Origin of the sequence: Tabrizicola sp. (assembly GCF_031377265.1) — a bacterium.
GTDB lineage: Bacteria > Pseudomonadota > Alphaproteobacteria > Rhodobacterales > Rhodobacteraceae > JAUYQR01.
The window spans coordinates 1-10,927 of record NZ_JANMET010000360.1; the positions used below are offsets into that span (position 1 = coordinate 1).

A 10,927-nucleotide genomic window follows, 5' to 3' on the forward strand; every position below is an offset into this window, starting at 1 on the left:
TCCAGCGCCTCTTCACCTACGCCGCATGGTCTGACAAATTCGACGGCGCCGCCAAATCCGTGCCGATCCGCGGCATTGCGCTGGCGAAAAACGAACCCGTCGGCGTGATCGGCGCGCTCTGCCCGGATGAGGCCCCGCTCCTCGGCCTCATCTCCGTCATGGCCCCCGCCATCGCGATGGGCAACACCTGCGTCCTCGTCCCCTCCGCCGCCTACCCCCTCGCGGCCACCGACTTCTATCAGGTGCTGGATACCTCCGACGTCCCCGCCGGCGTCGTCAACATCGTCACCGGCCCCCCCGCCGATCTGGCGAAATCACTGGCCGGTCACATGGACGTCGATGCCGTGTGGAGCTTTTCCTCCACCAACCTCTCGGCCCTGATCGAGAAGGAAAGCGCCCTTAACGTCAAACGCACCTGGGTCAACCACGGCAAAGCGCGGGATTGGATGGGCGCGGAGGGCGAAGGCCGGACGTTCCTGACCCACGCGACCGAGGTCAAGACGATCTGGGTGCCGTATGGGGAGTGATAGTTTTCACATTTTGGCCACAAGGCCAACTTATCCAAGTTACCTCGTAGTGTGGACTGGTGGATATCGTGGAAGTTGAGAGTCCAGAAAGAGATGACGACGGCTTCGCAACTCTTCGATTTGAGGGGCTTCGTTTCGCGCACGCAAATTTGCCCTTGGACTTCTTTGACAACATTGCCGCGTACCAGAGAATCCTTCGTGAACTTGCAGTCGAAATATGGCGAGAAAAGAATCCTGAAAAGGCACGACTCCCAAAAGGATTTCGCAATCAACTGTCGCTGTCCTTTGCGGCCTTAAGTAATGGAAGTGCGCGAGCAGCGGTTCGTCGCGATCCTTTTTATGATGCAACTCTGCCACTTCAAGATCATGGCGTAGACTATCTTTCACTGGCCCAAGCGCGCTTTTTTCGCGAGGCTCAAGCTGCTAACGACAATTTAACCGTTAATCCGCTACCTCACGCGATGCGAAGTGATTTAAAGCTTCTGGCGGATGACCTCGCTGAAGGGGATAGACTCAACATCGTCTCCACCAATGGCGTGACACGCTCGAACCCCAGCGTTCGATACTCGCCGGTCACGGCCTATCGCATGATTGATGCAGTCAGAAGACCCCAAGCTAAGGAGATTTCCGGCCGAGCGATTGTGAGTGGTATCGATGATCCCCTTGAAAAGCTCAAACTTACGTCAAAGTATGGAGTTTTTTCCTTCCCGATTTCAAGAGAGCGGTTGCGGAATGAGTTCAGCAATTCCCTCAATCAAACTGTGACTTTCTCTGCATTTGTGCGCATTGGGATCAAAGGCACAATAAGTCAAGTTATAGAAGCGAGAAGTATTGAAAGATATCCAGTACAATCAGAGGGTCTTCGGCTCGGAACAAGGCTCGATGAATTGGCATTGCTGAAAGAGGGATGGAGGGATGGTATTGGAAATCAAATTGCAAAGCGCACAATGCATTGGGCCAGAGATCTGTCAAATTACCTTTCAGCGCTGTATTCAGGAATCTCTGCGTTTCCAACTGATAGCGGCGGTGTCAATTTTGAGTTCACACACGAGAACATCGAGATCATTCTCTCACTGACCGACGACGTTATCCTGCTAGAGGCCTTCGATGACAGTGACGCCGACATGAAATCTCAAGCATTTTTTGCCGTTACTCCTAAACTTCTGTCGCATTTGGACGATTTGGGAGAATTCATAGCATGAGTTCACTCGCAGTGGCAGAAAGGGTTGTCAGGAATTTGCATCCGCTTGATTATGACAACGGAAGGATCAGCAGTTCCGCATTCAACCCATCCGCGAGCCATGGCTTTAAGCTTAGCCTAGATCGCCTCATGTTAACCTCTGCAAATGACGCCTACGATCGCCACAAGAATTCGGGCCTAGCGACGGTGGGCGTGTGCGGGGTTCTTGTTGAAGATTTTAATTTTCAATCTATAAATTGTTTTGAAGACAAACTACCGACAAATCCGGCGCACTGTTTCGCTGATTTTTCTCCATTCGGCACATCTGATCGAAAACGAAAAGCTCGTGAACTAGCGAACAAATCGGCTCTCTATGGCCTTGATTATGTTCCGTGATCGTGTGGCATCCGAAAGGATCTGATTCGCCCCCAATCCTTAACGCCCTCCTCTCTCCCCGCGCGTAGAGACGGAAGGAAGACGCAAAGAAGACGGGAAAAAGACCCCAACATCCCCACCAACCCCTTGATCCAACCCACCGAACGGAATCCCTTGCGGCCCCTACGCCCGCCCCGCCGCCGCACTCAAGCTCAGCGGATCACCCGATCAACGCCCCCCACGCCAACCAACCAGCCACACCGCGCGACCCCAGCCGACAACCACACCACATCCCGATTTCATCCGTCCAAAAATATCCCCGCCGGAGGCTCCCCCAGCCGAGCCAAAACCACGTGGACAATCCTTGCCAAATCCTTAACAGCGCCAAAATAATGCTGTAAAATCAATGGGGCAAAAAATGTCCACGCGTGGACAACCCCTCACGCCCGCCCCGACGCCGCCGACAGGCTCAACGGATCGATCCCCATTCCCCGCAACGCCCGCCCCCATTTTTCCCCATCCTCCCCCGAAAACACCAGCCCCGCATCCGCCTCCCCCGTCAGCCAGTCATTCCGCCCGATCTCCGCCTCCAGCTGCCCCGGCCCCCACCCCGCATAGCCCAGCGCCAACAGCGCCGTCTCCGGCCCGCCCCCCCGCGCGAAGGCCTGCAGAATATCCATCGTGGCAGTCATCTCGAACCCGCCCGGCACCACCATCGTCGCCCCATCCGACCGGTTCCGCCCCCAGTCCGGCGAGTGCAGCACAAACCCCCGCCCCCGCTCCACCGGCCCCCCGATCTGAACCCGGATGTCGCGCCCCTCCGGCGCCACCGGAATCTTCAGATGCTCCAAGAGCCCCGCGAAAGTCATCTCCCTCGCCGGCTTGTTGAGGATGATCCCCATCGCCCCCTCAGCCGTGTGGGCGCAGACCAGAATCACGCTCCGCTCAAAGCGCGGATCGCCCATCCCCGGCATTGCGATCAGAATCTTGCCTGCCAGCTCCATCGCGCCATCGTCTCTTGCTCCGGCCCCAGCATGACCCCGCCACGCCTTCGGCTCAAGCGTTGATTGCCACACGTGGCCCAGCCGCCACAGCTCACGGTCCGTCGCCGCAATGTGATTTCCCTCCCCCGACCGAAACCCTATCACTGACAGCATGATCCGCACATGCATACTCCTCGCCGCCCTCCATGCCGTTCCCGCAATCGCCTCGACGCAGGATGATGTCCTGGCCGGGTCCTTCCTTTCAGGATGGCAAATGCCGAACGGTGCGCATATGGCAGGGCTGCAACTCAATCTCGCGCCGGGCTGGAAAACATACTGGCGCAGCCCCGGCGACGCCGGCATCCCGCCAAGCTTTGATTGGTCAGGGTCAACGAATGTCCGCTCCATCGAGATCCATTGGCCGGCACCGACGGTGTTTCACACCAATGGCATGCAGAGCATCGGCTATCATGACGCCGTGATCCTGCCGATCGAAGTCACCGCCATCGACCCGACAAAACCCATGCACCTTGCAGCCCAGATCGACCTCGGTGTGTGTGACAAGATCTGTCTGCCGGCCAGCCTGTCGCTGTCGACGGATCTGTTGCCGCCCGGCGCACCGGATGCCCTGATCAGCGCAGCACTCGACCAGCGTCCAGCGACCGCCTCCGAAGCTGGCGTCAGCGCGGTTGCCTGTGTCGTGGATCCCATCGCCGATGGCTTGCGCGTAACGGCGACGATTTCCCTGCCCGACCGCGGCGGCGACGAGGTGGTGGCGTTCGAGACCGCCGATCCCTCAGTCTGGGTCGCCGAAAGCTTGGAAGGCCGCAAAGGCAAGAGCCTGATTGCTGTCACCGAGATGGTTGATCATTCTGGCGTCCCGTTCGCGTTGGACAGGTCGGCAATCACCATCACTGTCCTGTCAAACGATCAAGCCGTGGAAATTCGTGGCTGCCCGGCGCCCTGATCGTCTGACTTTGGCGAACGCTGCAGATGTCCGTGGCAACGCAAGCGCGCGGGGGCTCAATGCCCCCCAAGCTTGCTGCCCCCAACACGGTCGCGCTGCCTGATCCTGACCAGCGCGGCACCAGCCGCCAGAATGAACAGCAGGCCCGCGCCCAGCAGAAACGCTCCGAACGCGGCAAAGGCTGGCGGCGTGGCGGCCAGCCAGGGCACCGCGACGGTGATCCAGCCGGGCAGCGTTCCATCCCACACGACCGGTCCAAGCAGCGCGGCCGCCAGACCGACCATTGCAATCATGGCCAGACCGAAGGGACCGCGCAGGGTGCCAGAGCGGCCACGCAGCATCCGGCGCAAGGCTTGAAAGCACTGCGCAATGTCGGCCTGCGCTGCCATCAGCGCAGGAACGACAAGCAACACCAGCACCATGCCAAAGCCCAGACCGAACACCAGCGTGATCACCGTCGGCTTCAGAAACTCGGCTTGTGAGCTTTCTTCGAACAGCAGCGGTGCGAGGCCAAGCACCGTGGTCAGCGTGGTTAGCAGGACCGGGCGAAACCGGTCGGCCACGCCATCGACAATTGCCGGAAAGAGGCCGCGCTTTTCCTTGTATTCGTCGATCGTGGTGACCAGCACGATGGCGTCATTGACGATGATGCCCGCCATTCCGATCAACCCGACAATCGAGAACAGCGACAACGGCACCCCCCAGACCCAATGGCCCCAGATCGCCCCGACCAGGCCGAACGGAATGACCGACATCACGACCAGCGGCCGCGTCCAATGCGCGAAGATCCAGGCGAGGGTCAGGTAGATCCCCAGCAGGCACGCGATCAGGGCAATCCCGGCGCCGCCCAGAAACTCCCGCTCATCCGCGGCCTGACCGGATAGTTGCCAGGCAACCCCGAAATCCTGCGCAATCCGCGGCAGAATGTCTTCCTGCATGGCCCGCTGGATTTCGGTGGCCCTGGCCGGATCATCCTCGGCCAGTTCGCCGGAGACGGTGACGATCCGTAGGCCGTTCTCGCGCCGCACCGTGGAGAACCCGGACCGGCTTTCCACCGAAACGATATCAGCCAGCGGCACATAGACCCCGGAGGCCGCGCGCAACAGGCTGCGGTCCAGAAAATCGGCGGTCAGTTCGCTGGCGGGAAGCTCCACCCTGATCGAAGCTTCGCGCGCGCCATCGGGGAAGGTCGCGGCCTCGATTCCGTTCAGCCGATCCCGCAACGCACGGGCAAGAGTTGCGGTGTCAAAGCCCAGAACCTCGCCCTGCGGGGTCAGGTTCAGAACCAATTCCTCCTTGTCATAGGCCAGACTGTCTTCCAGACCCGAAACTTCGGGATAGACTGCAAGTGCGGCCTTGAGCGCGGTTGCCGCCGCTTTCAGTTGCGCCGCCTCGGCACCGTACAGATCGACGGACAGCGAATCTCCGCCCGGCCCGAAGCGCGCGCCACGAAAGCTCAGCTCCTCCAGCAACGGATGCGCGATCACCTCTTCCTCCAGCGCTGTCACAAAGTCAGACGTGGAATAGGGGCGCAGATCCGGGCTGATCAGTTCCATCGAGATTCCACCCAAAAGGTCTGCGCTCTTGGTATCCGAACCGGCCAGACCGCGCCCCGACCCGCCGCCAACCTCGGCCAGCACGAAAGTCGCGGGGTTCAGGCCATGTTCAGCCTCAAACGCTGCGGTGACCACGTCGGTCGCTCGCTGCAACTCGCGCATCATCGCCAGACTGTCGTCCCGCGTGGCCGCTGGCAGCATCGAGAAGTTGCCGGTGACCGACGCCTGCTCCGGCGCATTGAAAAACCGAAACTGCACATCACCCTTCAAGAACAACGCCATCTGCGCCGCAAGCGCCAGCACGGCCACTGCCAGAACCGGATAGCGCGCGATGATGATCAGCCGCAGTGCCGGCTTCATCAGCCGCCGTTTGAACCACTCCATCCCTCGGTTTACCTGCCGCGATGGCCAGTCGTACCAAGGCTCGCGTCCGGTGTCGCGCAGCGCGTGCACCAGATGGTTCGGCAGGATCAGAAAACACTCCACCAGCGACGCCAGAAGCACGATCGCCACAGTGATCGGGATGTCGGCGATCAGATCACCGAACCGACCGCCGATGACGATCAGGCCAAGGAAAGCGACAATCGTGGTGATCGACGATGCGAAAACCGGCGCCGCCATCCAGTGCGCGGCATTTTCCGCTGCCTCCCGCGGGCTTTCCCCCAGGGTCCGCGCCCGAAAGTCAGCGTGTTCGCCCACGACGATGGCATCATCAACCACGATGCCCAGCATGATGATCAACGCGAACAGCGAGATCATGTTCAGCGTCAGCCCCGCCGCATACATCACCGCAAGCGACGCGATCATCGCCACCGGGATGCCCGCCGCGACCCACAGCGCGATGCGGGCGTTGAGAAACAGGAACAACAGCCCTACCACCAGCACAAGGCCGAGGATGCCATTGTCAATCAGCAGCACCAGCCGGTCGCTGATCTGTTCAGCGCGCGAGCGTACCAGATCGACCGTCACGCCCGGCGGCAGAACCTTTTGCATCGCGGCGGCCACCTCGCCAACCGTGGCTTGGATGCGGATCGCGTCGCCGTCATCGGCCCGGTCGATGCGGATGGTCATCGCGGGGTTGTCGCCGACAAAGGCCGCGCGTTGCGAATTGGCATCATTGGTGCGCAGGGTCGCGACGTCACCGACGGTCAGCTTGGTCCCATCCGGCAGGGATCGCAGCACGATCCCTTCGATCTCGGCAAGGCTGCGGCGTTCGGTGCCGGTGCGGACCCGGGCAGTGCCGTCGCCCACCTCACCGGCAGGCGCAGTTCTTACCGCAGCCCCGATGGCCTCGGCGATCTCGGCCATCGTGATGTCGTGGCGCATCAGCGCAGTGGACGGAACCTCGACCACGGTTTGTGGGGCGGCCAGCCCCTGGACGGTCGCCCGTGTGATGCCAGCGGCGAACAGCCGCCCGGTGAATTCATCGGCAAAGCGGGCTAGCTGGTCCACCCCGACCGGCCCGCTGATCACCACATCCGTCACCCGGTCGCGCCATGCGGCGGCTTGCACTTCGGGGTCCTCGGCCCCTTCGGGCAACGTGCCGATGCCATCGACCGCAGCCTGAACCGCCTCCTCCGCCCGGGCAAGCTCGGTGCCCGGCTCAAAGGAAAGCTCCAGCGCCGCCCGACCCTCGCTCGCGCTGGAAATGACGTCGGTCACACCGTCAACCGACAGGAACACCGGCTCCAGCACCTGAACGATGGCGCGATCCACGTCTTCGGCACCAGCGCCTTCCCAGGCAACAGTGACGCCGACTTCGGACAGGATGACATCGGGAAAGTATTGCGCGCGGATGCGGGTTGCGGCGATCAGGCCCGCCACCACCATCAACACCAGCAACAGGTTGGCGACCGTGCGGTGACGGGCGAAATAGCGGATCAGATCCATCCTATCCGCCCATCCGGCGATCCAGACGTTCGATCAGGTGAACCGGCACCTGATCGGCCTGCAACTGTTCCAAGACCAGTGCCTTTGCCTCGGCCGGCATTTCAACATTCGCCTCGACCAGCGCAATCAGTTCGGCGCGGCGCTCTGCGGTCAGGGTTACTGTGGTCAGAGCGAGGTCGCCGGTGGCCCCCCGACCCACGGGACGAATGCGAATGCCGTCGCCCAGAAGAACCGAGCGTTCGGTCACGATGTCGCGCCCGGCCAGCGCGCCAACCGCAATGATCACGTCATTGCCCTGCCGACGCAAAACTTCGACCGGCAGCTCTTGCAAGCGGTCCTCGGGGCCGACTGCCAGCACCGTACCGTTACCCCCGATGGCCGTGGCCGGGATCAGGGCCGCATCGGCAAGCGCTGTCTCGTCGACGCGGACGGTCACGAAATCACCGGGCCGCAGACCCTGCGCCACGTTCAGAGCCACATAGACCAGCCGCCCGGTCTGGCCTTCGCCCACCGACGCGCCGACCCGGTCCAGCCGCCCGGTCACCGAAATGTCCGCAGGCCCCGCGTCCAGCACCGCCGTCACCGCCCCCTGGATCAGCGTGCCATCCGGTTGCAACAAGACCCCGAACTGCGCCGTCGACAACCGCATCGCCACGTCAAGCGCCTGCGGGTCGACGATCCGTCCCAGCATCTCGTTCGGGCCGACGAGGGTTCCGATCACCGGGGTGACCCCGTCCAATAGACCGGCAAACTCGGCCCGAAGTTCGGTTTCGGCCAAGGACCGTTCGGCCTCGCCTAGCGCGATTGCGGCACGGGTCACCGCGACGACCGCCTGATCTACCCGCGCGGCGGCGGTGGCCAATGACTGGCGGCGCGACAGAACCGCTTGATCACCGGCCGAAGCCGCAAGTTCTGCAGTTTCAACCGCTTGCGAAGACCCCACGCCGCGCGTGGCAAGATCCTGCTGCCGGGTAAAGGCCTGACGGCGCAACAGGGCCTGTGCTTCGGCGGCGGCCAGATCATCCTGCGCAAGGCTGACGGCAGCCTTCGCTTCGGCCTCAACCGCGGCAGCTTCGTCGGCATTTGCGCGCGCAAGGGCCAGCGCCTCTTGGGCGGGGATGGGGTCAAAACGCAGCAAAGGGGTGCCAGCGGCCACGGCAGCGCCATTCTTGAATTCCTCGGCCACCCAGACCACGGTGCCAGCCCGTTTTGCCCGCAATTCCAGCGTCTTGCGCGACTGAACCTCGCCAAAGGCGGTCAGCACGGGGGTCACTTCAGCCGGTGTCAGGGTCATCACATTGGCCGTCACCACACGTTCTTCTTGCGGCATTGCTTGGGCGTTTTCGGCGCTGCGCGCGCGCAGGGCATCGGCCACAAGGGCAACCGCAAGGCCCAAAAGCCCCAGCGTCACCGCAAACAGAAACAGACCAGTCAGGCTCCGTCCGAAAAACCGCATGGCATCCCCGTCTTGCGCCAAGGTCAATGTAGCGTCGCATCGGCGGCTTGCCAGCCACAAACCTGTGACGTCCGGGACGGCTATTTCCGTCGGTTGTGTTCGTCCAGGCGGGGAAGGATTTCGACAAAGTTGCAGGGACGGTGGCGGTAGTCGAGCTGCCAACGCAGGATCTCATCCCAGGCATCGCGGCAGGCACCGGGACTGCCGGGCAGAGCGAAAAGATACGTCCCACCCGCCACCCCGCCACAGGCCCGGCTCTGCACCGCGCTGGTGCCGATCTTCTGCATCGAAACGATGGTGAAGACGGTGCCGAACGCCTCGATCTCTTTCTCATAGACATCACGGTGGGCCTCGACCGTCACGTCGCGCCCGGTCAGGCCGGTACCGCCCGTGGTCAGGATCACATCGACACCAGGATCGGCAATCCAGCCGCGAAGCTGCGCGGCGATAACGGCCCTGTCGTCGGTCACGATGCCACGGGCCGCCAACGCATGCCCGGCCTCGGTCAAACGCGCCACCAGCGTGTCGCCAGAGCGGTCGTCAGCGGCGGTGCGGGTGTCAGACACGGTCAGCACTGCAATGCGGACGGGGATGAAGTCCTTGCTTTCGTCGATCCGGCTCATCCCTGTAACCTTGCCTTAAGGCTCAACAAATCCGCCCAAGCCTCGCGTTTGGCCTCCGGGTTGCGCAGCAGATAAGCCGGATGCGTCATCGGCAATAGTGGCTTGCCCAGCGCCTGTGTCCAGGTGCCGCGGGCGCGCAGGATGCCTTTGCTTCCGGTCATCGCGATCAGGGGGGTGTTGCCCATGACGACGATCACCTGCGGGTCGATCAATGCGATGTGGCGTTCCACGAAGGGGCGCATCATCGCAATTTCCGCAGGCTCCGGGTCGCGGTTGGCGGGGGGGCGCCACGGCAGGACATTGGTGATGTAGAGCGCGTTCGCTGGGTTTTCAGCAGTGCGCGACAGGCCAATGGCGGCGAACATCAGGTCCAAAAGCTGACCTGCGCGCCCGACAAAGGGGCGGCCGTCGCGGTCCTCCTCGCTGCCCGGCGCTTCGCCAAGGATAAGGACACGCGCGGCAGGGTTGCCGTCGCCAAACACCAAGTTTCGGGCCCCGCGTTTCAGATCGCAATGGTCATAGGCGGCAAGGGCGGATTGCAGGTCTTGCAGCGTCATGGCGCGGCTGGCGGCGGCGTTGGCGGCGGCGACGGGGTCTTCGTCTGAGGCCGGGCCGTGCGCGGGCGTTTCGGTGCGAACCGCAGGGGCAGCAGGCGTTGCGCGGACCGGCTCGCCAAGTTCGTAGCGGTTGACCGGCGCGTCACCCAACGGGTCGGTCACGCCAAGATCGACCTGCCAGGCCAGTGCCGCGAGGGCGGCATGCCAGTCGTCTTCAATACCCTCGGGTGTGCTGATCGCCGTGTCCATGCGGGCATCCTAGGGCGTTGTTGCGCCCGCTTCCAGAACGCTGGGCGGGGGTCGGGGCGCGCGGTCGGTTAATTCACTGAATTCGTTCATTTTTCACCGTCTTCCTTGCGTCTTCTTTGCGTCTACCCTGCGTCTACGCGCCGTCTCCACGCGCGCTGTGGCAGCGGCTGATTAACCATGTGCCGCGAATCGGGCAGACGCGACCACGGCGCGGGGATGACGAGCGGCATTGCTCCGCCCGCGCCGCTTTGGCATAAGCGGGGCAGTCCGGCAGGAGACACCGATGATCTTTCGCGCGCGCCACCTTTTGGGCATCGAACATCTGGCCCCGCAGGAAATTGTGACCATCCTTGATCTGGCCGACCGCTATGTCGACCTGAACCGCCGCACGGTGAAACAGTCCGACGTGCTGGCGGTGATGACCCAGATCAACATGTTCTTTGAAAACTCCACCCGCACGCAGGCCAGTTTCGAGCTGGCGGGCAAGCGGCTGGGGGCGGATGTGATGAACATGTCGGTGGCGCATTCGTCGGTGAAAAAGGGCGAAACGCTGATCGACACCGC

At 62.4% G+C, this 10,927-nt stretch carries 9 protein-coding genes and 1 pseudogene; 5 read left to right on the plus strand and 5 right to left on the minus strand.

What is annotated here, in order from left to right; genetic code table 11:
- The 3 genes from RMO18_RS19105 to RMO18_RS19115 form a co-directional block, all read left to right on the plus strand.
- A partial coding sequence (locus RMO18_RS19105) for an aldehyde dehydrogenase family protein (protein WP_309668078.1) occupies nucleotides 1-527 on the plus strand: 527 nt, incomplete at its 5' end.
- Nucleotides 528-586: 59 nt separating this feature from the next.
- Nucleotides 587-1,729: a hypothetical protein gene (locus tag RMO18_RS19110; protein ID WP_309668080.1), complete on the plus strand. Its 1,143-nt coding sequence runs from the start codon at nucleotides 587-589 to the stop codon at nucleotides 1,727-1,729.
- Nucleotides 1,726-2,103, plus strand: coding sequence for a hypothetical protein (locus tag RMO18_RS19115; RefSeq protein ID WP_309668081.1), 378 nt, complete (start codon nucleotides 1,726-1,728; stop codon nucleotides 2,101-2,103). Before RMO18_RS19110 ends, RMO18_RS19115 begins: the two co-directional genes overlap by 4 nt.
- A 419-nt stretch (nucleotides 2,104-2,522) precedes the next feature.
- Here the strand turns inward: RMO18_RS19115 and RMO18_RS19120 are convergent, their stop codons facing one another.
- Complete coding sequence (locus RMO18_RS19120) at nucleotides 2,523-3,086, minus strand: YqgE/AlgH family protein (RefSeq protein WP_309668090.1); 564 nt, start codon at nucleotides 3,084-3,086, stop codon at nucleotides 2,523-2,525.
- A 151-nt stretch (nucleotides 3,087-3,237) separates the two neighbouring features.
- Here RMO18_RS19120 and RMO18_RS19125 point away from each other — a divergent pair, with 151 nt between their 5' ends.
- The gene (locus RMO18_RS19125; RefSeq protein WP_309668083.1) at nucleotides 3,238-4,032 is read left to right on the plus strand and encodes a protein-disulfide reductase DsbD domain-containing protein; all 795 of its coding nucleotides are present in this window, start codon (nucleotides 3,238-3,240) and stop codon (nucleotides 4,030-4,032) included.
- Nucleotides 4,033-4,088: 56 nt separating this feature from the next.
- Here the strand turns inward: RMO18_RS19125 and RMO18_RS19130 are convergent, their stop codons facing one another.
- The 4 genes from RMO18_RS19130 to RMO18_RS19145 form a co-directional block, all read right to left on the minus strand.
- On the minus strand, nucleotides 4,089-7,478 hold the full coding sequence (locus RMO18_RS19130; RefSeq protein ID WP_309668084.1) for an efflux RND transporter permease subunit: 3,390 nt from the start codon (nucleotides 7,476-7,478) through the stop codon (nucleotides 4,089-4,091).
- 1 nt (nucleotide 7,479) lies between these two features.
- Nucleotides 7,480-8,934, minus strand: a complete 1,455-nt coding sequence (locus tag RMO18_RS19135) for an efflux transporter periplasmic adaptor subunit (RefSeq protein WP_309668085.1) — start codon at nucleotides 8,932-8,934, stop codon at nucleotides 7,480-7,482.
- An 80-nt stretch (nucleotides 8,935-9,014) separates the two neighbouring features.
- On the minus strand, nucleotides 9,015-9,557 hold the full coding sequence (gene moaB, locus RMO18_RS19140) for a molybdenum cofactor biosynthesis protein B (protein ID WP_309668087.1): 543 nt from the start codon (nucleotides 9,555-9,557) through the stop codon (nucleotides 9,015-9,017).
- Entirely contained in the window at nucleotides 9,554-10,363 is an 810-nt protein-coding gene (locus RMO18_RS19145) for a uracil-DNA glycosylase (RefSeq protein ID WP_309668088.1), read from the minus strand. Before RMO18_RS19145 ends, moaB begins: the two co-directional genes overlap by 4 nt.
- A 283-nt stretch (nucleotides 10,364-10,646) precedes the next feature.
- Here RMO18_RS19145 and pyrB point away from each other — a divergent pair.
- Nucleotides 10,647-10,927, plus strand: a pseudogene (gene pyrB, locus RMO18_RS19150) (aspartate carbamoyltransferase catalytic subunit); the annotation flags it as partial.

Excerpts from the sequence above, each read along its gene's own strand:
- moaB (WP_309668087.1), bottom strand. The coding sequence starts at position 9,557 with ATGAGCCGGATCGACGAAAGCAAGGACTTCATCCCCGTCCGCATTGCA.
- RMO18_RS19120 (WP_309668090.1), bottom strand. The coding sequence starts at position 3,086 with ATGGAGCTGGCAGGCAAGATTCTGATCGCAATGCCGGGGATGGGCGAT.
- RMO18_RS19145 (WP_309668088.1), bottom strand. The coding sequence starts at position 10,363 with ATGGACACGGCGATCAGCACACCCGAGGGTATTGAAGACGACTGGCAT.
- RMO18_RS19130 (WP_309668084.1), bottom strand. The coding sequence starts at position 7,478 with ATGGATCTGATCCGCTATTTCGCCCGTCACCGCACGGTCGCCAACCTG.
- RMO18_RS19125 (WP_309668083.1), top strand. The coding sequence starts at position 3,238 with ATGATCCGCACATGCATACTCCTCGCCGCCCTCCATGCCGTTCCCGCA.
- RMO18_RS19135 (WP_309668085.1), bottom strand. The coding sequence starts at position 8,934 with ATGCGGTTTTTCGGACGGAGCCTGACTGGTCTGTTTCTGTTTGCGGTG.
- RMO18_RS19115 (WP_309668081.1), top strand. The coding sequence starts at position 1,726 with ATGAGTTCACTCGCAGTGGCAGAAAGGGTTGTCAGGAATTTGCATCCG.